Origin of the sequence: Flagellimonas cixiensis (genome assembly GCF_042134615.1) — a bacterium.
Classification (GTDB): Bacteria; Bacteroidota; Bacteroidia; order Flavobacteriales; family Flavobacteriaceae; genus Flagellimonas; species Flagellimonas cixiensis.
Window position 1 is genome coordinate 752,049 of sequence record NZ_CP169639.1, and the last position, 24,318, is coordinate 776,366.

26 protein-coding genes and 1 tRNA gene are annotated in these 24,318 nt (G+C 39.2%); 6 read left to right on the forward strand and 21 right to left on the reverse strand.

Translation table 11 applies throughout. From position 1 onward, the window contains the following. Positions 1 to 25: 25 nt before the first annotated feature. On the reverse strand, positions 26 to 1,696 hold the full coding sequence (gene pafA, locus ABT310_RS03400) for an alkaline phosphatase PafA (protein WP_375325349.1): 1,671 nt from the start codon (positions 1,694 to 1,696) through the stop codon (positions 26 to 28). 117 nt (positions 1,697 to 1,813) lie between these two features. On the opposite strand from pafA, the gene ABT310_RS03405 reads away from it, so the two are divergent. Both ABT310_RS03405 and ABT310_RS03410 read left to right on the forward strand, forming a co-directional pair. After that, positions 1,814 to 2,551, forward strand: a complete 738-nt coding sequence (locus ABT310_RS03405) for an MlaE family ABC transporter permease (RefSeq protein ID WP_375325350.1) — start codon at positions 1,814 to 1,816, stop codon at positions 2,549 to 2,551. After that, positions 2,551 to 3,318: an ABC transporter ATP-binding protein gene (locus ABT310_RS03410; RefSeq protein WP_375325351.1), complete on the forward strand. Its 768-nt coding sequence runs from the start codon at positions 2,551 to 2,553 to the stop codon at positions 3,316 to 3,318. Before ABT310_RS03405 ends, ABT310_RS03410 begins: the two co-directional genes overlap by 1 nt. On the opposite strand, the gene ABT310_RS03415 is transcribed toward ABT310_RS03410, so the two are convergent. The 9 genes from ABT310_RS03415 to porV form a co-directional block, all read right to left on the reverse strand. Beyond that, positions 3,319 to 4,773, reverse strand: a complete 1,455-nt coding sequence (locus ABT310_RS03415) for a DUF389 domain-containing protein (protein ID WP_375325352.1) — start codon at positions 4,771 to 4,773, stop codon at positions 3,319 to 3,321. Between the two features lie 3 nt (positions 4,774 to 4,776). Further along, positions 4,777 to 5,856: a mannose-1-phosphate guanylyltransferase gene (locus tag ABT310_RS03420; RefSeq protein WP_375325353.1), complete on the reverse strand. Its 1,080-nt coding sequence runs from the start codon at positions 5,854 to 5,856 to the stop codon at positions 4,777 to 4,779. 68 nt (positions 5,857 to 5,924) lie between these two features. Continuing rightward, positions 5,925 to 6,524 carry a SprT-like domain-containing protein gene (locus ABT310_RS03425; RefSeq protein WP_375325354.1) on the reverse strand — a complete coding sequence of 200 codons (600 nt, stop codon included), beginning with the start codon at positions 6,522 to 6,524 and terminating at the stop codon, positions 5,925 to 5,927. Positions 6,525 to 6,575: 51 nt separating this feature from the next. Then, the gene (locus ABT310_RS03430) at positions 6,576 to 7,253 is read right to left on the reverse strand and encodes an SDR family NAD(P)-dependent oxidoreductase (protein WP_375325355.1); all 678 of its coding nucleotides are present in this window, start codon (positions 7,251 to 7,253) and stop codon (positions 6,576 to 6,578) included. Positions 7,254 to 7,396: 143 nt separating this feature from the next. Continuing rightward, a complete protein-coding gene (locus tag ABT310_RS03435; RefSeq protein WP_375325356.1) occupies positions 7,397 to 8,389 on the reverse strand; it encodes a M28 family peptidase in 993 nt (330 codons plus the stop codon). Positions 8,390 to 8,501: 112 nt separating this feature from the next. Beyond that, on the reverse strand, positions 8,502 to 10,124 hold the full coding sequence (locus tag ABT310_RS03440; protein WP_375325357.1) for a pyruvate dehydrogenase complex dihydrolipoamide acetyltransferase: 1,623 nt from the start codon (positions 10,122 to 10,124) through the stop codon (positions 8,502 to 8,504). 4 nt (positions 10,125 to 10,128) lie between these two features. After that, positions 10,129 to 11,127, reverse strand: a complete 999-nt coding sequence (pdhA, locus tag ABT310_RS03445) for a pyruvate dehydrogenase (acetyl-transferring) E1 component subunit alpha (protein ID WP_375325358.1) — start codon at positions 11,125 to 11,127, stop codon at positions 10,129 to 10,131. Positions 11,128 to 11,208: 81 nt separating this feature from the next. Next, positions 11,209 to 11,700, reverse strand: a complete 492-nt coding sequence (locus ABT310_RS03450) for a cytidine deaminase (protein WP_375325359.1) — start codon at positions 11,698 to 11,700, stop codon at positions 11,209 to 11,211. A gap of 75 nt (positions 11,701 to 11,775) precedes the next feature. After that, positions 11,776 to 12,921 carry a type IX secretion system outer membrane channel protein PorV gene (gene porV / locus ABT310_RS03455; protein WP_375325360.1) on the reverse strand — a complete coding sequence of 382 codons (1,146 nt, stop codon included), beginning with the start codon at positions 12,919 to 12,921 and terminating at the stop codon, positions 11,776 to 11,778. 393 nt (positions 12,922 to 13,314) lie between these two features. Between porV and gldJ the strand changes: the two genes are divergently transcribed. Continuing rightward, the gene (gldJ, locus tag ABT310_RS03460; RefSeq protein WP_375325361.1) at positions 13,315 to 14,967 is read left to right on the forward strand and encodes a gliding motility lipoprotein GldJ; all 1,653 of its coding nucleotides are present in this window, start codon (positions 13,315 to 13,317) and stop codon (positions 14,965 to 14,967) included. 63 nt (positions 14,968 to 15,030) lie between these two features. After that, positions 15,031 to 16,305 carry a UDP-N-acetylmuramoyl-tripeptide--D-alanyl-D-alanine ligase gene (gene murF, locus ABT310_RS03465; RefSeq protein ID WP_375325362.1) on the forward strand — a complete coding sequence of 425 codons (1,275 nt, stop codon included), beginning with the start codon at positions 15,031 to 15,033 and terminating at the stop codon, positions 16,303 to 16,305. Between the two features lie 12 nt (positions 16,306 to 16,317). Here the strand turns inward: murF and ABT310_RS03470 are convergent, their stop codons facing one another. From ABT310_RS03470 to ABT310_RS03505, 8 genes are all read right to left on the reverse strand, one after another. Next, the gene (locus ABT310_RS03470; RefSeq protein ID WP_375325363.1) at positions 16,318 to 16,743 is read right to left on the reverse strand and encodes a hypothetical protein; all 426 of its coding nucleotides are present in this window, start codon (positions 16,741 to 16,743) and stop codon (positions 16,318 to 16,320) included. Positions 16,744 to 16,830: 87 nt separating this feature from the next. Continuing rightward, a complete protein-coding gene (locus ABT310_RS03475; RefSeq protein WP_375325364.1) occupies positions 16,831 to 17,220 on the reverse strand; it encodes a hypothetical protein in 390 nt (129 codons plus the stop codon). Between the two features lie 319 nt (positions 17,221 to 17,539). After that, entirely contained in the window at positions 17,540 to 18,325 is a 786-nt protein-coding gene (locus ABT310_RS03480; protein WP_375325365.1) for a DUF6090 family protein, read from the reverse strand. Positions 18,326 to 18,493: 168 nt separating this feature from the next. Further along, entirely contained in the window at positions 18,494 to 19,018 is a 525-nt protein-coding gene (locus ABT310_RS03485; protein ID WP_375325366.1) for a hypothetical protein, read from the reverse strand. 316 nt (positions 19,019 to 19,334) lie between these two features. Then, positions 19,335 to 19,754, reverse strand: coding sequence for a hypothetical protein (locus tag ABT310_RS03490; protein WP_375325367.1), 420 nt, complete (start codon positions 19,752 to 19,754; stop codon positions 19,335 to 19,337). A 305-nt stretch (positions 19,755 to 20,059) separates the two neighbouring features. After that, positions 20,060 to 20,842: a DUF6090 family protein gene (locus ABT310_RS03495; protein WP_375325368.1), complete on the reverse strand. Its 783-nt coding sequence runs from the start codon at positions 20,840 to 20,842 to the stop codon at positions 20,060 to 20,062. Between the two features lie 168 nt (positions 20,843 to 21,010). After that, on the reverse strand, positions 21,011 to 21,604 hold the full coding sequence (locus ABT310_RS03500; protein ID WP_375325369.1) for a tetratricopeptide repeat protein: 594 nt from the start codon (positions 21,602 to 21,604) through the stop codon (positions 21,011 to 21,013). Positions 21,605 to 21,687: 83 nt separating this feature from the next. Continuing rightward, a complete protein-coding gene (locus tag ABT310_RS03505) occupies positions 21,688 to 21,894 on the reverse strand; it encodes a helix-turn-helix transcriptional regulator (protein ID WP_375325370.1) in 207 nt (68 codons plus the stop codon). A 165-nt stretch (positions 21,895 to 22,059) separates the two neighbouring features. Here ABT310_RS03505 and ABT310_RS03510 point away from each other — a divergent pair, with 165 nt between their 5' ends. Further along, positions 22,060 to 22,221 (forward strand): hypothetical protein, encoded by a 162-nt coding sequence (locus tag ABT310_RS03510; protein WP_375325371.1) that lies wholly within the window; start codon positions 22,060 to 22,062, stop codon positions 22,219 to 22,221. A 6-nt stretch (positions 22,222 to 22,227) separates the two neighbouring features. Here the strand turns inward: ABT310_RS03510 and ABT310_RS03515 are convergent. Next, positions 22,228 to 22,302, reverse strand: a tRNA-Val gene (locus ABT310_RS03515). Positions 22,303 to 22,331: 29 nt separating this feature from the next. Then, complete coding sequence (locus tag ABT310_RS03520; RefSeq protein WP_375325372.1) at positions 22,332 to 22,742, reverse strand: 6-carboxytetrahydropterin synthase; 411 nt, start codon at positions 22,740 to 22,742, stop codon at positions 22,332 to 22,334. A gap of 155 nt (positions 22,743 to 22,897) precedes the next feature. On the opposite strand from ABT310_RS03520, the gene ABT310_RS03525 reads away from it, so the two are divergent. Beyond that, the gene (locus ABT310_RS03525; RefSeq protein WP_375325373.1) at positions 22,898 to 23,581 is read left to right on the forward strand and encodes a metal-dependent hydrolase; all 684 of its coding nucleotides are present in this window, start codon (positions 22,898 to 22,900) and stop codon (positions 23,579 to 23,581) included. Between the two features lie 50 nt (positions 23,582 to 23,631). On the opposite strand, the gene ABT310_RS03530 is transcribed toward ABT310_RS03525, so the two are convergent. Then, positions 23,632 to 24,303: a hypothetical protein gene (locus tag ABT310_RS03530; protein ID WP_375325374.1), complete on the reverse strand. Its 672-nt coding sequence runs from the start codon at positions 24,301 to 24,303 to the stop codon at positions 23,632 to 23,634. Positions 24,304 to 24,318 lie beyond the last annotated feature (15 nt).

Sequence of the window (24,318 nt, forward strand, 5' to 3'; positions counted from 1 at the left end):
TGCACTTTTGAACACCGTGATTGGTCTATTCCAATACCTCTTCAATAGGGCTTCCTGTAGCCCCATTTGGAAATGCAATCCCCAATAAAGCCGATATGGTGGGGGCAATATCGGGTATCTCGGTTCGGTTTACGGTACTTCCATGTTTGATTCCTTTTCCGAAAAACAAAAGTGGTGCATGGGTATCATAAATAAATGGAGACCCGTGGGTAGAACCTGTTGTGCTGTACGAAATGTAACCTATATTCGGAACCAATAGCACATCTCCGGAGCGTTTTTGGTTGTACCCATTCTGTAATATGTACGGAATTCCCTCTACATATTCATTCTCCCACATTTGATGCCCAGTATACACTTGACTTATCCCATCATAAGACAAAAACTCCTTGGCTATGGCTTCTTGGGCATCTTCTAAATCGATATCCAAATTGGCCAAGATTTTATGATCCAAAAACAATTGAAAATTGGATAGGTTCTTTACTACATCCGTAGTGCCATATTTATATTGAAGGAACTCATTGAACTTGTCTTTCATTCCTTTCATATCCAAATAGCCTGCAGGGATTTTTTGGTCCATTAAATATGTTGGCACATCGATAGCGGCATGATCCGCGGTTAAAAATACGGTGTACTCCCCTTCTCCCACTTTTTCATCCAATGCCGTGAACAAACGAGCCAAATCCTGATCCAGCCTAATATAGGTATCCTCCACCTCTTTGGAATTCACTCCGTAAAAGTGCCCCACATAATCCGTACTTGAAAAACTAACTGCCAAGAAATCGGTAATGTTATCTTTACCTAAACCTTCACCTTCCAAAGCGGCCAAGGCAAAGTCTGCAGTAATGCTATTTCCAAAAGGACTTCTTCTAATTAAATCAAATTGACCGTTCTGTTCCCAAATGGTAGGAAAATCATGCGGAAATGCATTGGTACTTTCGCCCTTTTGCAACCCTTCGTAATTATTGGCATCCGTTCCACTTTCTACATAAGTTTCTATGGGTTTTAAGGTGTTCCAAGGTTTTTTATAGACTTCCACAGCATCAGAAGCATTAAAATCAATTACCCATTGTGGCAAAGCATCCATATAATACGAACTGGTAATCCAATTGCCTTCCGCACCACCTTCAAACCAATAAGCGGCATTGGCAGAATGGCCAGCAGGTAAAATGGCTCCCCTATCCTTTAAGGCAACACCGATTACTTTTCCTCTTTGCTGGGTATGTAAACGTAATTGGTCCGTTACCGTAGAGGTCAACATGCGGTGTGGAGACATTTTTCCCGCATCGGAAGTGGTTCCAATGGATTGGTAGTTGTCATCTCCCGCACAATAGACCATTTCACCAGTGGTCTTATCGTACCAATCGTTCCCAATAATGCCATGTACAGCAGGTGTGGTGCCCGTATACACCGAAGTATGTCCTGGGCCCGTACTGGTAGGGGCGTAATTAAAGTGGTTGTTCTTGGCATTAAATCCTTCATTTACCATACGCTTGAACCCTCCTTCTCCGTATTGATCCCAAAATCGGGTCAAATAATCATAACGCATCTGGTCCACTACTATCCCAACCACCAACTTTGGATTTTGGGCAATGGATACTGGCTGAACTTCCTCAACATTCTTCTTTCTACGCTGCCCGTAGGAAAAACTGATGATGCACAATACTAAAAAAGATAAAATAAGGTTGGTTCTTTTCATGGTCTGGATTTAATCAAAATGAGCACAAAACTATTCAAATATCTTTTTTAAAATTTTAAATGAAGGTTAAATGCTCCACAATATTCTTATTTTTATGACCTCAAGTCCAAAAAGCGAATGAAATACCTAGAAGCGATTGGAAAATACTTCATCATGATCTGGGAAGTATTTAAAAAGCCCACCAAATGGCGTATTATGAAATCCTTGATTTTGAAGGAAGTTGACGACTTGGTCTTTGGCGCTATGGGCATCATCATATTTATATCCTTTTTTATTGGCGGGGTTGTTACCATTCAAACTGCATTAAACCTTACCAACCCTTTATTACCTAAAAGTCTTATCGGTTTTGCAGCTCGACAATCCGTTATCTTGGAATTTGCCCCGACTTTCACCTCCATTATTATGGCAGGAAAAGTGGGGTCGTACATTACTTCAAGTATAGGCACCATGCGTGTTACCGAACAGATTGACGCACTGGAAGTGATGGGCGTCAATTCGTTGAACTATTTGGTGTTCCCAAAAATTGTTGCCGTGATGATGTATCCTTTTGCCGTTGCAGTTTCCATGTTTGTTGGAATCACCGGTGGCTGGGTCGCTGCTGTTTTTGGCGGATTTGCTCCAAGTGGTGAATTTATCAAGGGCTTGCAAATGGATTTCGATGCCTTTCACGTGACCTACGCTTTGATTAAATCCGTTGTTTTTGCCTTTATTATAGCCACCGTGCCCTCTTATCATGGTTTTTATATGAAAGGAGGCGCTTTGGAAGTAGGTAAAGCCAGTACAACTTCGTTTGTCTGGACCAGTGTGGTGATCATTATCACAAACTATATATTAACGCAATTGCTTTTGGGCTAATGATTGAAGTAGACAACATACATAAATCGTTTGGGGACAATAAAGTTTTAAAAGGGATATCTACCACTTTTGAAAAAGGAAAAACCAATTTGATCATTGGGCAAAGTGGTTCGGGAAAAACTGTTTTTCTTAAATGTTTATTGGGTCTTTTTGAGCCCGATGAAGGCAATATTTGTTACAATGGTAGATTCTATTCTGAATTATCCGCCAAAGACCGCAGAAACCTGAGACAAGAAATGGGCATGGTTTTTCAAGGAAGCGCACTGTTCGATTCCATGACCGTGGAAGGAAATGTAATGTTCCCCTTGGACATGTTCACCAACCAAACCAAGTCGGAAAAACAGGATCGTGTGGATTTTGTTCTCAAACGCGTTAATTTGATTGACGCCCATAAAAAGTACCCTGCTGAAATTTCAGGAGGAATGCAAAAAAGGGTAGCCATTGCCCGTGCGATTGTCATGAACCCAAAATACTTGTTCTGTGACGAACCGAACTCAGGTTTGGACCCAAAAACAGCTATCCTAATTGATAACTTGATTCAAGAAATTACCCGCGAGTATGATATAACCACCATTATCAACACCCACGACATGAACTCGGTAATGGAGATTGGCGAAAAGATTATGTTCTTAAAAAATGGGTATAAAGAATGGGAAGGCACCAACAAGGAAATCTTTAAGACCGATAATCAAGCGGTTACCGATTTTGTATATTCTTCAGAACTTTTCAAGAAAGTAAGGCAAATGTATTTGGAAGAGCGTAATTGATCAGTTCACTTGCTTTACCACCAAAGTAGAGTCTTGCAATCTTAATTTCAACCAAGCCAACATTTTTTTGGCATCTTCTTCCTTTTGCCTATTGCGAACCCCTTCATTCCATTTTATCTCAAAAACAGGTACGGTATCCAATTTTTTGAAATCAGTTTTAATTTGGTAGGAAAATCCAAGTTCTGAAAGGTTCTCATAATTGGCCTTGGCCTCTTGGCTTATTTCACTGAATTGAATTTGTTTGCCAGCACTCAATTGCAAATTGGCCACCTCCTCCTCCAGTAATCTGATCTGCTCATCCTTATTCAGTAATTCAGCCTTGTTCTTCTCATAAAGCTCACTAACGTAATTGAACTTTTCTTCAGAATCATCTTTACCACCTTGAATAATATGTAGCTCAGCATCTTTCAATCGATTATACTGCCCCTTTTGAGTACGCCACGTGTTTATCACATTTTCCGGAACCAATTCATCCCCCATGAATACCACTTCGATTACCGAAGCCTCATCATCTGAGTATTGCAATTTGGTAAGGTTGTCCACATACCTTCCAGCACCTTCAAACTGATATACCTCCACTGTTTCCCTTAAAAATTCTTGAGCTTGTTTTTTGAACAATGACTCTTGAAACACTTGATAAAAAGTAAATCCGGCGGGAATCATTACCAAAACCCCGGTTATGGAAGCCATTCTTGCAATTAACCTACGTCTTTGCGAATTGGCATAACGCACCATCGGAAATCGTAAAAATTTGATGACCAAAAAGGTGGCCAAACCAATAAAAATGGTGTTGATGATGAAGAGGTACATAGCGCCTGCGGCATACCACGGTTTGCCAATGGCTAATCCAAATCCAACGGTGCACAAGGGTGGCATCAAAGCGGTTGCGATGGCCACACCGAAAATTACACTGGCAATGGTTCCTTTTTTAGCTCTGGCAATCACAAGGGCCAATCCACCAAAAAAGGCAATAAGCACATCCCGAATATCGGGTTTGGTTCGCGCCAAAAGTTCCGAGGATTCATCCCTGAGAGGAAATAAATAGAAGAACAAAAAAGCCGTGATCACACTTAAAACCACCATTACGGTAAAGTTTTTCAGCGATCGACGAAGGGTGTCAATATCGTTGATGGCCAATGACATCCCCATGCCCAAAATTGGACCCATTAATGGGGAAATTAACATGGCTCCGATGACCACTGCCGTAGAATTCGCATTTAAACCAATGGAAGCGATAAAAATGGAACAAACCAAAATCCAAGAGGTATGCCCCTTAAAGGGTATATCTGCAATAATGGATTCTTTGGTAGCAACGGCATCGGTGTTGGTTCGTATCTCCAAAAGTTCCGAAAGAAACATTCGAATACTGCCCAACAGTCCTTTAAAGTCCTTTTTTACCTCATCCCCGCTATCCTTCTTTGGAGGAATGCCATCTTTGATTTGTTCTTCGACCATCTATTATGCGAACTTGTCGCCAAATTTATCTTTAACTTGTCCTAAAACCTTTTTAATGTCTTGCTGTTTGTCTTTTGGATAGATCAACAACACTTCTTCTTTATCTACAATAATATAGTCTTCCAATCCATCGACCACCACAACCTTTCCTTTTGGCGACCTGATCATATTTCCTTTCGCATTTTCCAACAGCACTTGGGCGTTCACCACGGCATTATCATCATCGTCTTTATCTAATTTATCGTACAACGCACCCCATGTTCCTAGATCGTTCCAATCGAAAGTCGCCGGCAAGGTGTAAATGGATTTCGATTGTTCCAAGATAGCATAATCAATGGATATGTTTTCGGCCTTGGCATAATTTTCTTTGATAAATTCTTTCTCTTCCAAGGTGTTATAACACGAAATACCTCCCTCGAACAACTCATATTGCGTAGGCTGATAGCTTTTGAAAGCTTCTACTATGGTTTCCACACTCCACATAAAGATACCTGCATTCCAAAGAAAATTACCTTGCGCCAAAAACTCCTTCGCGGTTTCATAATCAGGTTTTTCCCTGAATTGGGACACCTTTTTTAAGTTTTGGTCACTACCTTTTTCAAATTCGATATATCCAAAACCAGTATTAGGAAATGTAGGTTGAATTCCTAATGTACACAACGCACTCTCCTTTTCACATTTATCAAAACAAGCGATTACATCCTTTTCAAAAGCATCCTCATCCTCAATCCAATGGTCACTTGGTGCCACTATCATTACCGCATTGGGATTCATCTTCTGAATCTTTAGGGAGGCATATAAAATACAGGGGGCTGTATTTCGCATGGCAGGCTCCAACACCACTTGCTCCGGTTTTACTTTTGGCAATTGTTCCAAAACCAAGTCATTGTATCGCTCATTAGTCAAAATCAAGATGTTTTCGGTGGGAATGAAGCGATTTAAACGATCAAACGTTTTTTGAATCAAGGTTTTTCCCGCACCCAACATATCGTGAAATTGTTTTGGGTTGGAAGATGTACTAACAGGCCAAAATCGGGAACCTACTCCCCCCGCCATTAAAATGGCATAATAATTCTTGTTCATTTTATATTTTTAATGTTCCCACGAAGGCAGGAACCCATTAAACTTCTTACTACCGTTCGAAATGACATTTACTCCACCAATTCCACCTCGGCATTTGGTTGGAACAAATATAATCTGCCCGTGGCCAATTCGATACACTCGTAGCGCTTTACTTTTTTGTTTCCCCTTTTAAACAATTTACCATTGTATAATCGAAAAACACTCCCATACGGCAGTTCGAACACATAGCTTTGGTTTCTTTCTTTAGCATCGAACGCCTTCAGAGCAATAGACAATCTGGCATCGGTACTACTGCTCGCCTTTGGATTTTTAAAATGATTGGCAATTATAGGCAATAATTGGTTTGGGAAGACCTCTGGTCGGATGAACGGAACCATTAAATGTTGAAAGGTTTGTTTCCACTCTACCCCATGGGGTTTTATACGACGACCATATTGTTCAAAAGCCACCAAATGGGCAATTTCATGAATCAAAGTAATTAAAAACCGGTATTTGTTGAGGGAGGCATTTACCGTAATCATATGTAACCCATTGGGCAATCTACGGTAATCTCCGTGTCGTGTTACCCGATGATTTACAATTTTCAGATGCACCCCATTGGCTTTGATCAATTCAAAACAAGGCATTACAGCGCGTTCCGGAAGGTATTTTTGAAGGGTGGTTTCCACTTTAGCAAAGGTACATTTTAAGTCGGAAACATTGAATTATCATTAAATTCATCAAGGCGTACTATTACTCACCTGCAGTAATTTTCCATTGTACATTTTATGTCCTGACAAAGCAAACTCTTTAATGTAAGTTGCCATTTCTGTGGCAGTTACTGGAGCTTGATAGCCAGGAAAAGCTTCTTCCAACATTTCAGTTTGAACGGCTCCCAAGGCCAAAACATTAAAACTTGGTCCCGATTCTTTAAACTCCTCGGCCCAAAGTTCTGTCAAGGTAATTACCGCGCCTTTACTGGAACTGTAGGCAGAAAGTCCGGCAAATTTCATACTTCCCTGCACTCCACCCATAGAGCTAATGGTGACCACATGGCCTTTTTTACCCATTTGCGGCAGAACCGCTTTGGTCATTTCAGCCACACCAAAGACATTTACTTTGTAAACGGCTTCAAATTCTTCGGGAGAGGTTTCCATAAAGGGTTTGTTTACCAAGCTACCTGCATTGTTGATGAGCACATCCACCACATGCCATTGCTCAATAAACTTCTCTACCTTTTTAAAATGGGATGGAATTCCCAAATCAAATGAAAACGTATGTACATTGGAAAATCCCAAACTTTCAACTGGCTTGGTGTTTCGAGATAATGCCAATACCTGGTGTCCCTCTTGAGCAAAAAGTTTGACCAATTCAAATCCGATTCCCCTACTTGTTCCTGTTATGATGATGTTTGCCATCTTAAATTATTATTTGTCATTCCCGCATAGGCGGAAATCCATATCTACTTGTATTCTACGTAAATTATTTGACACTAATGACTCAAATATTCACGAATTTTTCCAAACCGTTTTGTCAGCCCTGTTTGAGGTGACATTTTTGATTATTTAGTTAATTTAATTTCTCTTGTGGCAGCATTTGCTATTCCTTCCAATACAGGAATTGTTTTGTTCACTAAAGTTGCCATATGGGCAAAATCCATGATATCGGGTTCATCCCCTACTTTGTGATAGTGGTCAAAATTGGTGAAATCGAAGGTGCAGAACGTGTGCGAGGGCACGCCAAACTCCTCATGGAACGCATAATTATCAGAGCGTTGGTATAAATTCATTCGTTGCGCAGTAGGCAAAAACCCAACCAGATTTTCTTTGGTATATTTATTACTCACTGCAGCTAAATTCGACATTTCATACCCTGTGATGTACATAAAATAATCTTTATCGTTTAATGGAACCCCCGTCATTTCAAAATTTAGCATGGTGTACAAATTCAGGTTCTCTCCTTTCAATTTTTTGGCCAAATGCTTCGCTCCCAGTAATCCTTTCTCCTCTGCACTGAACAAAGCAAAAATCAAGGTTCGTTTGTTGGTTTTGTTTGTTCCAAAATATCTGGCAAATTCCAACACCGTCGTTGTACCTGAAGCATTATCGTTGGCACCGTTGGCAATGGCATCCCCATTTTCCATTTCAATAATTCCAATATGGTCATAATGGGCTCCAATCACAATAAACTCATTTTTAAGCTTTGGATCATTGCCTTCCACAACTCCCACTATATTATAGGATGGCTTTTTAAAATTGGTAAGGGTATCCCGATAACTTTGAAAGTAAGGTTCTACGCCATAAGCTTTAAAATGATTTTCGATATACTGTGCTGCCTTTTCAATCCCTTCCCCACCGGAATCCCTTCCTTTTAACTCATCCGAAGCTAAATAATTCATGATTTGACCTATACGCTCTGCATTTGAAAAATCATCAGTTGAGGTATTGGCTTTTACCACTGGCGGCGAAGGAACCACTGCTGCCGTTGAACCTGTTTGTGTACTGGAGCATGTTGCGGCCAACAATACACTCAAAGCAAATGGAAATAACTTCATCGTTTTTTGATTTTTGAATTATCTAAAGATAAAAAAAGCATCCCAAAAGGGATGCTTTAGTATTTTAAGCTATAATCCATCCCTTTCGACTCCGCACAAGGGACAAATAGCGTTATGCCAACATGGTCACCGGGTTCTCCAAGTAAGCTCTTAATGTTTGCAAGAACTGTGCACCTGTTGCACCATCTACGGTTCTATGATCGCAAGCCAAAGTAATTTTCATGGTGCTTCCCACTACAATCTCCCCGTTTTTAACCACTGGTTTTTCAACGATAGCTCCTACGGATAGGATTGCAGAGTTGGGTTGATTGATAATGGAAGTGAATTCCAAAATCCCGAACATCCCCAAATTTGAAACGGTGAAAGTACTTCCTTCCATTTCATCTGGCTTTATTTTCTTGTTACGAGCTCTACCCGCCAAATCTTTTACAGAGGCACCTAATTGAGAAAGTGTCATTTGGTCTGCAAATTTGATTACAGGCACCACTAGACCTTCATCTACGGCTACTGCAACACCCATGTGTACGTGGTGCTTATATACCGTTGTGTCACCATTCCAAGAGGTATTAACTTGTGGGTGCTTTTTAAGGGCCATGGCACAAGCTTTTAATACCATATCGTTAAACGATACTTTGGTATCTGGCAAATTGTTTATTTGTGACCTGGATGCTTTTGCATTGTCCATATCCACCTCGATGGTAAGGTAGTAATGTGGTGCAGAGAATTTTGATTCACCCAAACGCTTGGCGATCACCTTACGCATGGTCGAGTTTTTCACTTCTTCTATACTTTCTTCTCCTACTGGCAACGCAACTGGTGCCACAGGAGCTGATTCAACTGCTTTTTCGGCAGCTGGGGCAGCAGTTTGTGAAGGCTGATAATTTTCAACATCCTTCTTCACAATTCTACCATTGTCACCAGAGCCTTTTACTTCGGCTAAGTTGATGCCTTTTTCACTGGCAATCTTTTTAGCCAAAGGAGAGGCAAAAATACGTTGTCCATCGTTTGATGCAGTGACTGCTGGAGCAGCCTCTTTAGTTTCTTCTTTTGGCGCTTCCGTTTTTTCTGGTTCTGTCGCTGGGGCACTTGAAGAAGTACCTCCTCCTGATTGAGCACTCAATACGGCATCCACATCGGTTCCCTCAGGACCAATAATGGCCAACAAAGAATCAACAGGAGCACCTTCTCCCTCTTGTATTCCTATATATAATAATGTACCTGAGTAGAAAGATTCAAATTCCATAGTGGCCTTGTCGGTCTCGATTTCAGCCAAAATATCACCTTCTTCTACGGTATCACCTACTTTTTTCAACCAGCTGGCCACGGTACCCTCTTCCATGGTATCGCTCAGTCTTGGCATAGACACCACTTCTACTCCTTCTGGAATGGATACTGGTGCACTTGCTGGTGCGGCATTTTCTGCTGGCTTTTCTTCCGAAGTCTCTTCTTTGGCAGGAGCTTCACTTGTTCCATTCAATAGCGACGAAAAGTCTTCACCTTCTTCGCCTATAATAGCCAAAAGAGAATCTACCGGTGCACCTTCCCCTTCTTGAATTCCAATATGGAGAAGCGTACCTTCATGGAAAGATTCAAATTCCATGGTAGCCTTATCCGTTTCGATTTCAGCTAAAATATCTCCTTCTTCAACTTTGTCCCCTACTTTTTTGAGCCATTTTGCCACGGTACCTTCTTCCATGGTATCGCTCAATCTAGGCATGGTGATTACTTCTGCCATTTACTTATAATTTATGTTGTAAAAATGGATAGTCTTCTTGTTCGTACACAGTATCGTACAATTGTTCCAATGGTGGGAAATCGGATTTTTCTGCAAACTCCTCACACTCCTTCACCAAATCCTTCACCCTTTTATCCGCAGCTTTCAACTCCTCTTCGGTTGCATATCCTTTTTCAAGAATCACATCTTTCACTTGGGTAATCGGATCTATCTTCTTGTACTCCTCTACTTCTTCTTTGGTTCTATAATGCTGGGCATCGGACATGGAGTGACCTCTGTATCGGTAGGTTTTCATTTCCAAGAACGTTGGACCACCACCAGTACGAGCACGCTCGATAGCTTTGTCCATTTCTTTAGCTACAGCAGCAGGATCCATTCCGTCCACCGGTCCACAAGGCATTTCATAACCCAATCCCAATTTCCAAATATCTGTACTGAAAGCAGTTCTAGCTACGGAAGTACCCATGGCATATCCATTGTTCTCACAAATGAAAACAACGGGCAATTGCCACAACATGGCCAAGTTGAATGCTTCGTGCAATGAACCTTGACGAACGGCACCATCTCCCATATAACAAAGGGTAACCGAGTCTCTTTTGAAGTATTTATCGGCAAATGCCAATCCAGCACCCAATGGAATTTGTCCACCTACGATTCCGTGACCACCATAAAAACGGTGCTCTTTGGAGAATATGTGCATGGATCCTCCCATACCTTTGGAGGTACCGGTTACTTTTCCATAAAGTTCGGCCATTACTCTTCTAGGGTCAACACCCATTCCAATAGGCTGAACGTGGTTACGATAAGCCGTAATCATTCTATCCTTGGTAAGGTCCATGGCATGCAGTGCTCCAGCCAAAACGGCTTCCTGTCCGTTATAAAGGTGCAAAAAGCCCCTTACTTTTTGTTGAATATATACTGCTGCTAATTTGTCCTCGAATTTTCTCCAGAACAACATGTCCTCGTACCAGTTTAGGTAAACTTCTTTGGTGATTTTTTTCATCAACGGTTGTATTAATTGAAATTTCCCTGCGGTTGGGAACAGCAAAAATACATATATAAATGTTTTGTAAAAAGAATTGATTTAAGAATCGCCCAAAAATGAACTACTGAATGCCAATGGGAGGATATCTTTCATTGAAGGGCACTTGTAAATTGGTCCTTTTGGCGCTTTCAATAAAATTGGAATCGCGGTCGTTTGCTTTTGCTCATATTCGATTATGGACTGTCTGCAATTTCCACATGGGGCAGCTGGTTCCGATATGGCGTGATGGTCCGACCCCGCACTGATTGCCAAACACTTAATAGCCACACCAGGAAATCGTGCTCCAGCTTGAAAAACCGCTACACGCTCCGCACACAACCCTGCCGGATAGGCTGCATTTTCTTGATTGCTACCGATTACCACTTCTCCATTTTCCAAAAGTGCGGCAGCTCCCACTTTAAAATTGGAATATGGCGCATAGGCATTCAAACGCGCTGCATCGGCTTGGTGTAACAAATTTTGCTCGATTTGTGACAGCTCGGAACGATCTTCAAAAATCTGTAATTCAAAACCTATTTGTTTTTTCTTCATGTTTGGAGGGTGTCTTCCAAAAATAAAAAAACCCATCCAATATGGACGGGTTTCTTTATATTGTTATGATTGTTGTTAATCGTTATAAAACTCTTCCCCAAAATTAAAGGAGAGCGAAAAACGCAAGGTATTTTCCAATGGATTTCTAACCTGTGAGGTTGAAAATAAATAAGACAAGTCTATTTGTGCAGATTTAAATTTGAATCCGGCACCCAATGTAAAGAATTTTCTTGAACCCTTTTCTTCGCTTTCATTAAAATAACCTGTGCGCAACATGAATGCTTCCCTAAACTGATATTCGGCACCCAATGCCCAAGTTACTTCTTTTAGTTCTTCGCTAAATCCGCCTGGAGCGTCTCCGAAAGATTCGAATAATCCACTGAAGAAGCCGATGTTTTGATACACGTCATTATCTTCTGCATCTATATCACCATCGCCATCAAAATCTCTAGGCGTAGGCACCAACAATTTATTAAACTCGGTATTGATGGCCAGTTTGTTGTCTTGATCGAAAATAAAGTCGAAGCCTCCACCAAATTTTAGGTTGGTCGGCAAAAAGTTTTCCTGTCCGCCTTCATCATATTGAATCGAACCTCCCAAGTTCGAGATATTGAAACCTGCCCTCCATCTACCATCAAAATTCCGATAATAAATCTCTCGAGACCTAAAAAATCCAGCAATGTCCACTGCAAATGCATTGGCTGCTTGAGAATCCTGTGTTCCATCCTGAAACCTAAGATTGGAACTTATGAACCTTCCGCCAACAGCCATGGAAAATGACTCACTCAACTTAAGGGAATAAGATCCGTCCAATGCAAATTCATTCGGTTTTACGATGGTTGCATTTTGGTCAAAGGTCTGTCTCAATTCAATTTCACCCAAACCAAAGTAGCGCAATCCAACGGCGAATGCACTTCTATCATTTAGTTTGTTGTAATAATTTGCATTCAACAAGGATACATCGTTCACAATGGTTTCCAAATAAGGCGTATAACTAACACCTACTCCCATCTTTTGGTCGGCAAAAGCATATTTTGCTGGGTTCCATTGTTGTGAATACACATCAAATGAAGTTGCTACACCCATATCACCCATACCAGATGCCCGTGCATCTGCCGCAATGGTTAAAAAAGGTACGGCTGTTGTAATTGCTCTTTCTTGCTGTGCACTTATTTGTGGCGCGACAATTAAGAAAGCAACCACAATCAAAAACTTTTTCATTCTAAAATTTTAGCATTTAGTAATGTCCCCGTTTCCCTGATAGCTTTGAGAAACAATACAAATTAAACGGTCTTTTGGGGAAAATCTTGTACGGGCATATATAATTTTTACGGTATTTCGTTCAAAACACAACTATTCCAGTCAAATGGTATTATAATGACCATTCTTCAGGTCCAATCCGTTAAAAACCAATATGACTATACTATTTCCCTTTCATCTCCGTTAGAAAGGTGTAGCAAACCGGAAATTTCCACTTTGCCACAAATATTTGACAAGCACAAAATATAATGGCAAAAACGTCGTTTTAATGCCATCGAAAGATTTTTAAAATCAAAACAAATTGAAGCGCTTAGGGAACAAACCCCTGAGTTTTAAAGTACTCAAGCCCAAATTATGAAAAAACACTTAATCAAAGTTGTACTTTCTTGCGCCGTTGTGATGGGAGGATTAGCCAGTTGTAAAAACTCCTCCGGATCAAAGGACACTTCTAGAGCCACAGGATGGAAAATCAACGCCAAGGAGGGTGGATTTCAATACAATTCGGATTTCAAGGAGCAGGAAACTCCTCCAGGGACCGTTTTTATTGAAGGCGGAACCTTTACCAAAGGTAAGGTCCAGGACGACATTATGCACGATTGGAACAATACTCCAACCCAACAACACGTGCAGTCTTTCTATATGGATGAAACCGAGGTGACCAACGTAATGTATTTGGAATATTTGGATTATTTAAAGGCGGTTTACCCTCCAGACAATCCCAACTATGCCAACATATATAAAGGAGCACTTCCTGATACTTTGGTGTGGAGAAACCGATTGGGCTATAATGAAACCATGACCAACAACTACCTGAGACACCCCGCTTTTGCAGAATATCCAGTAGTTGGTGTAAACTGGGTGCAGGCTACCCAATATGCCGAATGGAGAACCGATAGGGTTAACGAGGTGATGTTGGAAAGAGAAGGTTACATAGCAGAAGATGCCAAATACAAAGTATTAAATGGCGAAATGGAGGGAACCTTCAGTACCGAAGCCTACTTGAACAACCCTGAATCTGTGTATGGAGGTGAAATTGATTCATTGCAAGGAAAGCAGAAGAAGGACTCTGTCAATACATTTGCCAAAAGAAGTAGCGGTGTAATTATGCCAGAGTACAGACTTCCTACCGAAACAGAGTGGGAATATGCGGCACAAGCACTTGTTGGAACAAGAGAATACAACAACTATAGAGGTAGAAAAAAATATCCTTGGGAGGGTGACTACACCCGTAATGGACAACGTGTAGGTCGTGGAGACCAGTTGGCCAACTTTAAGCAAGGAAAAGGTGATTACGGCGGTATTGCCGGATGGTCCGACGATGGTGCGGATATTACCGGAGAAGTTAAATCTTACAAGCCCAACGATTTTGGTCTGTATGATATGGCCGGAAACGTGAACGAGTGGGTAGCTGACGTATACCGTCCGATCGTAGATGACGAGATCAGCGACTTTAACTACTACCGTGGCAACATCTTCATGAAAAAAGCCATTGGCGAAGACGGAAAAGTTGAGATTTTGACAGACAAAATTGTATACGACACATTACCAAACGGTAAAATCGTAGCCATCAACCTGCCAGGTGAAATCAAAGAAGTTCCTGTAACTGAACAAGAAACTTATTTGAGAACCAACTTCGACAAAAGTGATAACCGTGGATTTAGAGATGGGGACGCAGGTTCCGCTAGATTCTACGACAGATTTGCTGCCGAGGACGAAGAGCAAAGAAAAATGTACGACTCTCCAAAACACAAGGTAGAGCGTAACGAAGATGGAGAACTGGTTCGCCAGTACGACACCTCCAACTACAGAACAACCTTGATCAACGATGAAGTTCGTGTATACAAAGGGGGCTCTTGGAGAGATAGAGCTTTCTGGTTAGACCCAGCACAACGTAGATATTTGCCACAATATATGGCAACCGACGATATCGGATTTAGATGCGCCATGTCTAGAGTGGGCTCAAAATCCAAATCGAAGAAAACAGTTCGCCATAAAAAAGCGAGATAAACAAACACTTGAGTATTAAAAAAAAGCCCCGGCATATGTCGGGGCTTTTTTTATCTTCGAAATATGAAAATAGAAGCTTTGCACGCTCTTTTTTTAGAGCACCCCACAATTTGCACGGACACTCGAAAAGTGACCAAAAATTGTCTGTTTTTTGCCCTGAAAGGCCCCAATTTTAATGGAAATGCTTTTGCCCAAGAAGCTTTGGACAAAGGAGCCGCTATTGCGATTATTGACGAAGAGGAATTTAAAACATCGGACAAATTTGTGTGCTGCGATGATGTTTTGGAAACCCTACAGCAGCTCGCCACCTATCACCGAAAGCAATACAAGGCAAAAATCATTTCGCTGACAGGCAGTAATGGAAAAACCACCACCAAGGAGCTCATTAATTCGGTGATATCCAAAAAATACAAGACCGTGGCCACACAAGGTAATTTGAACAACCATATTGGAGTTCCTTTGACCTTATTATCGATAAAAGCCGATACCGAAATGGCCATTGTGGAAATGGGCGCCAACCATATTGGCGAAATTGAAATGCTTTGCAACATCGCCCAGCCCGATTTTGGGTACATCACCAATTTCGGAAAAGCGCATTTGGAGGGTTTTGGAGGAGTTGAGGGCGTGATCAAAGGTAAGAGCGAGCTTTATATTTGTATAATGGCAAACGGCGGACACCTCTTTTTTAATGCTGATGATGCTATTCAAAAAGAAAAACTTAGCCATTACACCAAGAAGATTGGATTTAGCGCATCGGACCACCAATATTATAACATCGAGTTTTTAGAGGCCAACCCTTTTGTAACCTTAAAGGTTGAGGAAACCACCATGGCAACCCAACTTATTGGAAAATATAATTTTCCCAATTGTTGTGCCGCTATAATCATGGGTAAATATTTTAATGTGCCTTTGGAAGATATCAAAATGGCCATCGAATCCTATCAACCCCAGAACAACCGTTCGCAGATCTTGGAAAAAAATGGGTTCAACATTATTTTGGATGCCTACAATGCCAACCCGACCAGCATGAAGGCGGCTTTGGAAAATTTTAGTTTGATGGATGCCGAACACAAAACCCTAATTATTGGGGATATGTTTGAGCTGGGAGTTACCGCTGAAGAAGAACACCAAGCCATTGCCGATTTGGCAAAAGAACTGAATTTTCAAGATGTCTATTTAGTGGGCAAAAATTTCTTCGGCACACAAACAGACCTATACCAATTTGAAACCTTTGATGCTTTAAAAGCACATTTGGAAGACCAACCCCTAAAAAAAGGAACCCTATTAATTAAAGGATCTCGTGGAATGGCTCTGGAACGGGTTTTGGATTTGGTTTAATTACCTTAAAGGTTACTTTTTAAAAATCTCCAGACCTTTTACCCAAAAGATTTTGGAATCAAAAAATTGAAGTCTTGTTTTAATAACTCGGTCGGTCTTATCTCGTTCTGGTTTAGAAATAAACCTTGCCTTGGTGCCATTAAAATCCAAACTTTGATTTTTGTCCAAGTCAAGATTCTCATCAGTTAAAAATGAGACCACTTTTTCATCCAAACTCCAAGTTCCTTTTCCATAGGTATTGACAATGGGAGGATTTCCTTTTTTATTATTGTTAAAAGAGTGGAATAGAAATGTTCCGTCTAAATTGAGCGTTAACCTGTATTCGATTTGATGCTGTTCGTTACCAAAATCAACAAAGTAATCCCCAACAACTTTATCCGACTGTGCAAAAACAGTCAAACCAGAAATAAAAAAAATAGCAAAGAATATTTTTTTCATAATAATCAGGTTGAGTGGCAACACAAGGTTTTATTCTATCTAAAAAAAAGCAAACAACGAATTACAGCCAATGTTGGGTGTAGTGTTTTATTCATCTATTTTTTCAAAAGTCAAAATTTCTCCAAATTCCGAATCATAAAAATTTCCAATATTCAGTCTATTATCAATAACCTCAAAATAATAGTCATTAAAGTTGGAGTTGTCGGATAACACCCAATTTAAAGATATTTTTTCTTCTAAGAGTTTATATATATAGGGTCCTGAGTTAGGTTTGGGCAACAAATTACCGTTTCTCAGTTCTTCTCCCCTGTTCAAATTCATAAAATCTAAACCGTCTTTGGATTCGAAAAACAAAGTATCCATTCGAGTTTCAGTCTCAACCCATTTTCCTTTCAGGCTAGTAGAGGTCTGATTTTTCGTGTCATCTTTGGAACAGCACAACAAAGTAAGCGCGAATAACAATAGAACATACTTCATATTGCAAGTATTTGATTTTAAACAACAATTACCCGATTTCAATTTAAAAATAGATGAATTTTCAATGGAAAGGCTGCGTATTTTTTAACTTTTTTGAGCTATTAATGCCGACGGTTTGTGTATGATTAGTTGCGTGATTTAGCACTAAACTTTGCAAGTACACACCAAACTGAAAATCCTCGTGGATTTTCAAAAGCCTGTCCTGAGCGCAGCCGAAGGATAGGCGAGAACCTGTCTGCCGACAGGTAGGCAAGCAATTACTTGTAGCCTTTGTTGTGCTTTCGTTATTTTATATTAATCATAAATTCGTATTAGCTTTTCAACTAATTATCTCCAATTCTTTTTCTATCATATTTATTACTTCTAAGTTGTCATTTTTTACACTTGTATGAATAGCCGAGAGCATTTTGGACATAGTTTCAATATGTTTAATAATTCCATGCAATTCGAAATCCTTTTTTAAGATTTCGTAATTTCTGATATTTCTAAAGAATTGAAATTTCAATAAAGTTTCAACACTTCCTTTTATGATCAGGTCAGCAGGTATATGCTCCAACATTAGAACCTGAGTTCCATAATAAGGTGAGACCTTAGATTCTAGCGCATTGTTGTAGACAATACGCTCGCTTTCCCAGGTTTTTAGATATTTATATCTGGCTTCGTATAAATCTGTGATTCGATTTCTTATGGTGTCGTTTTTGATAATATCGAGTCCTTTAGACAGTAATAGTTTATAACCATTTGATTTGTAATTGAAATGTGGATAGGTCTTAAGATAAAAGAAGAAATATCCTAAAGAATCATTATAATCCAAATCGTCTTCGAAGGCTTTTAAAAGGGAAGCACTCGAGGTAGTTTTATTTTCAAGATGCGTAATGTTACTTTCAAAATCCTCTAAATCGAAAATCAGATTATTCCTAATCTCTTTTAGGATTGTAATTTCAAATTCTCTTTTCTTATTATTTTCATTCCAATTGTTGACTTGTAATGCAATTAATATCCCGATTACCACAAGAATAATTTCTCCAATCGCATAAAGAAGGTACTTACTGAACTTATTTTCAGAGAGTAATTTTTGTCTAATTTTTCTAAAGAATTTTATCATTGGTTAATGGTTGGTCATAATGAAGCCCACCGGTTTAGGCTATGAGTAGTTTCGTGGTTTAGCACTTAACTTTGCAAGTACACACCAAACTGAAAATCCGCGAGGATTTTCTGAGTAGGCCTGAACCAAGCAATTATTTTTACACGGTGTTGGCACACGTATTTATTTTTATTTTCCAGTTCTATAATCGGTATTTGCATAGTCAAAATCGGAAAAGTCCTTATAGAGTAAAATCCGTTTGTCTTTAGTCAAATAATTTTTAATTATCTCAAATTTTCCTTTTGGAAAACTAATTCGGTCGCCTTTTGTTAAATAAGTGTCGCCACCAAATTCGCACTCACATAATTTTCCTCGAACTGCTGTTGCGTAAACAGTTACTTTTTCTTTGTATCCGTCTTTCCATTCTTTTTTGATAACTTGGATTTTCTGTCTGTGGTCTTTAACTAATTCACGCAATTCAGTCAGATATTCGCTATAGTTTTCAGGGAAATTAAATTCCGTTCCAGTTGTCATTGTGTAAGGATAAGATACCTTTCCTAAACAACAAGATTCTAATTGTTCGCTGCCATAAAATTCGTGTAAAAAAAGAGAATATATTTTCGGTTCTTTATATTCATCTACTTTGTCATATTTCTCTAATTCCGCAACCCAATAATAAATAAAAGTTCCGTGAGAATCTTTATTTCTGTCCATTTCAAAAGTCAGAATTACGAACTCTTTTTCGGTCAGATTTTGAGTAAATCCGCTGAATGAAATTAGAAGTAGAATTATTAAAATTATCGAATTTTTCAATTTGGAAACGGTTTTTTTATATGTGTGCCAACGGTCCTCGGCTATGATTTCGTTGTGGCTGGCGGCTGGGGAGCGACGGCGTGGGCCGGCGGGATTTTCCAGCGAGACAGGGCCGCGTTACGAAAGCATTCCCGTGGTTAATAGTTTTCTTAAAAGTAGGGAATTTAGTTCAAGGCAGAAGGGAACAATGAATTATAGCCAGTGTTGCCCACAGTATTTATTCGTTTTCAATTATTACACCAATTGGGACAAAATCATTTTCGTTCGGATAGTAATTACGCATAAATGTATAATACTTTCCTATTTCGCCGCCTTTATCCCCTAAACCTTTTGTGTAAAAAATCAACGTATCATTTGGACTTAATATTTTGTAAATCCGACCACTTTTTGGGTCAGCTTTTGTCCGTTCTATTTTTTTAGCGAAATGTTGTTCAAATTCGTTATTAGTATTTTCGATGATGACAGGCTTGAGTTTATTCGTCCGCCATTGATATTTCATTTCAAATGTTGTGTCTTCCTTAATTGTTGCTTGAAGTTGAGTTTGATTGTCCTTTTTTGTAACTGTTAAGGTGTCAACTCTAATCCACCATTCCATATACAATTCGGCAATAATTTTTATCGTGTCTTTTTCATTCATCACGTTTGTAAAATCCGATAAATGTTCATTCAGATTTAGTTCCGAAATATAGTATTCAGTCTTTTCTTCCGATTTACAATTTGTTAGTAAAACAGAAGTCAAAACTATAAGACTGAATATCAATTTGGGCACTTTTTCCATATTGTGGGCAACGGTCTCGTATAACCATCAGTTACGGGTTTATATGCGTTAATTTTAGGTTTGGCACTGGCTTTAGCAATTCCGCGTGGATTCAGCCAGCCCTGAGCGCAGTAGAAGGGTAGTCCAATCCGCCGTAATTGCGGTTATACATTGTTGTGCTTTCGTTATTTTTTCTCAAGTTCTTTATTGACTATATCAATAATTTCCAAAATTTCTTTTCTAATAGAATAATCTTGCGAAATAACATAATCATTGTTGTGTTTGTGATGCCAAATTACATTTTCCATTTTCATAAGATTGATTTCATTGTAATCTGGTTTAAAATTTGAATAGGATTTATAGTTATTAATATATTTCTCATTTAAGCCATTAATGTTTTTCTTATATATGTCTCCGTTTGATAGAGGAAAATATTCTGTAAGAAACGGTATAAGACTTTCATTATAATTTACAAACCTAAATTCAACGTCTTCTTCGATGTCCTTCAGTTTTCCAGTCCACCCTGTAATTCTATCACGAATTATTTTACTTTTTATAAGTTCAAGTTTTCCTGAATTTAAAATTTCATCTGTAACACCAGTATTTGCATCAAATGATGAAACGAGTAATATTCGCAGAATAAGGCTGTCGACAATTTTTGTTTTTTCCTCCAATTCATCAGAACGGATAATTTGAGTAAGTAATGCGCAGGCTTGACTTACATTTTTATTTGCTTGTATTGTGCTGTCAATTGTTATAAGATTATTTTGAAATTCGCTTTTTAATCCAATTAAGATTGCTCTTTCAGAATTGCTTGCTTTTTTATTTTCATTCCAGTTGTTGATTTGTAATGCAATCAAAATTCCAATTACCACAAGAATTATTTCTCCAATCGCATAAATCAAGTACTTACTGAATTTGTTTTCAGCGAGAAGGTTTTGTCTAATTTTTCTAAAGAATTTTATCATTGGAAAGCGGTTTCTGATAATGAAGCACAACGGTCTCGTATAACCGTCAGTTACGGGTTAATATGCGTTAATTTCCGGTTTAACACAGACGTTAGCAATTCCGAGTGGATTCGGACGTAGTCGAATCCGCCGTAATTGCGGTTATACATTGTTGGCATTAGTTTTTTATTATTCATTTCCAAATATTGCATTATATCCGCCACCATTGTAATTCAGAATCAAAGGTTCAATAGAATTCACATGTTGTTTTTCAGATTCGGTCAATTCTTTTGATTTCAGTCTGTTTAAGTCAGCGATTGCTTTTTCTTTTTCTCCAACTATGGTTTGCAAAGTCAAATAACCAATATATTCCATTATGTTTTTTTCGTTTTTGTAACGAACCTTTGGACTTTGTTCAAACGCTGTTTTATATAAATCCATTGCTTGATTTAACTTGTCCATTTTTTCCAGCGTCATTCCTTTCAAAGTCAAAATAGAGTTAGACTTTTGCATTTCTGTTGGCGCGGATTCTAAAATCCCTAAAGCCAATTCGGGCTGTTCATTCCACCAATATGTTTTTACCAGACTTTCATAAGTCGGAATATCAGTTGGGTCAATTTCAAGAGCTTTATTAAAGTAGACAATTGCGCTGTCTGTTTTATTCTGCATTTGAAATTCAATTCCCTTTTCTTGGTATTCGACAACCAACGGATTCTGTTCTTTTTTCTCGTTTTTACAAGAAATAAAAATGGTCAAAATCGATATGTAGATTGCTTTTTTCAAATTAATGGCAACTTGTTTATATAAGCATAAAACACATCTATATACACCCAATTTGGCATATAATCGATGTATTGGATCATCGTTTATTTAGTCGAGACCAAAAGCTCCCGTACATCCACATCCAACACTTTTGCAACCTGAAACAAAGTTTCAACCCTTGGCTGCATATCATTCCTGCACCATTTAGAAATCGTATTTGTATTCATTTCCAATTCCTCAGCTAGCCAATTATTGGTTTTTCCCTTTTCAGCTAACACCGCTTTAATTCTATTATAAAATGGTTTATCCATTGTAAATGCTATGATTTAACACTAAAAATAAGTAAGAAAAATAAATGCTATTAGGATTAATTTATGCTTTCTAAGGAGATTTAAAAATCTTTATATACTTTTGAAATGCCTTTAAGGGAGATAAATAAACTTTTAAAGTTTTTCCTAGATTTTAAAAACTTCATTATGAGCAAACAATACACCAAATCCGACCTAGAACATATCATTGCGCTACAACAGGAGAGCCTGCAAACCCTACAAAAAGCATTGAGCAGTTTGCGGCACCAAAACCAACGTTTGGAGCGAAACAACCAAAAACTACAACGGAAGATTTCTGAATATGAGTAGAGAAAGTGGGATATACTGGATTCGAACCAGTGACCTCTGCCCTGTCAAGGCAGCGCTCTAAACCAACTGAGCTAATATCCCATTAAAAAGTGGTGCAATATCGTAATTAATTACCAATCGCCATACTCCGCAGAGTTTTTTGAGGTTTCGTGCAAGGTAATGTGCAATTGCTGACTAGGATCCAGCTTTGGTTTTAAAATATCGTAGATCACTTTCACAAAATACTCGGTGGTCGGCAACAGGTCTTTAAACTCAGGGCAATCCAAATTGAGGTTTTTATGGTCAAAACGCTCTTCCACCTCATCGCGTATCAACACCCCCAAATCGGCCAAATCCATCACAAAACCTGTATTTGGGTCCACTTCTCCCCGAATTCTTACCTCTAGGTCAAAATTATGTCCGTGAAAACTTGGGCTGTTGCATTTTCCAAAAACAGCAATGTTCTTTTCATCGCTCCAATTTGGGTTATGGAGGCGATGGGCAGCATTAAAATGTCCTTTTCTACAAATGGTCGCAATCATGCTGCAAATGTACTTCCTTTTTGATCAAACCATATTTTCCAAATCAAAAAAAACGACAACACAAAGCTCGGTTCCTTTCGGCACTAAAATTGAAATTCCCATTCGTTCTTTTTAAATTTATAGTGAATAGAATAATCCTATAAAAAATCGCTACAATGAAAATTACCTATTTAGGTCATGCTACATTGCTGTTGAAAATGAACGGCAAAACCATATTGTTCGACCCTTTTATCACTGGAAATGAATTGGCCTCGAACATCGATATCAACTCCCTTAAAGTGGACTACATTTTTGTGACCCACGGACACCAAGACCATGTTCTGGATGTGGAGGCCATTGCCAAAAACAATCCCGAAGCCCTATTAGTTTCCAATTTTGAAGTAGTTTCTTGGTTTGGTGAAAAGGGAGTCCAAGGACACCCCATGAACCACGGAGGAAAACACACTTTTGATTTTGGGACTGCAAAATATGTAAATGCCGTACACTCCAGCATGCTGCCCGACGGCAGTAACGGAGGAAACCCTGGAGGGTTTGTCATCTATGATGATTCAAAATGCATATACATTGCTGGCGACACCGCTTTGACCAAAGACATGGAACTCATCCCCATGACCTGCCCGAAATTGGATATTGCCGTCCTTCCGATTGGAGACAATTTTACCATGGGATATGAGGATGCCACTATTGCAAGTGATTTTATTGCTTGTGATAAAATCATCGGATGCCATTATGATACTTTTCCTCCCATAAAATTGGATAAAACTAAAGCTACCGGGTATTTTGAGCAAAAAGGAAAACAACTGTTGTTGCCGGATATCGGTGAGTCAATTACCCTATAAAAAGAAAAAGCCTTCGAAAAATCGAAGGCTTTTTTAAAATTAATTCTTTCTTAAGGGGCTTGAATATGCATTGTTGATATTGAAAAATTTCCCAATGGGTCTTTTGAAACGACCTCGATAGTGTAGCTTCCCTCCTGTATGTATGCAAAAAGCTCTAAAGATTCTTGGGTATAGTCAACTTCTTCAATGAGTAGGTTTTCATTTTCCCAAACCTTTACCTCAAAGATAAGTGCATCTCCATCCTCGTCACTTCCAACCCAACTTACCGATGCTTCCATAGATTCAGTATTAAAATCAATGCTGATTTCAGCCGCATAGGGAGCAAAGTTTCCAACTGGTGTACCCGGTGTGGTAAAGGAATAGGTGTCACCTGTTGTTTCCCCAAACTCGTTTATTGATTTCACAGACCACGAATATGTTTTACCGCGTTGCAGTTCAACTTGAGTATTGGTATCGGTATAAGTATCCTTAAAAACCTCAGATGAGCTCTCTGTTATTACTAACTCGTAATTATCAGTATATTCAGCGGTCTGCCAATCGAACGAAATAACCACTTTAGTGGCATCCGTAGATACTTCTGTATAATCCGAGCATGGTTCTCCGTTGGCAGGAAGAGTACCAATTACTTTTGCAGGCAAATTATTTATTGGCTCTGGTTCCGGTTCCGGTAACGGTTGTTCACCTTCACCCCCGCCCCCACATGAGGAAACCAGTATTAGCATTGTGAAATATAGTAC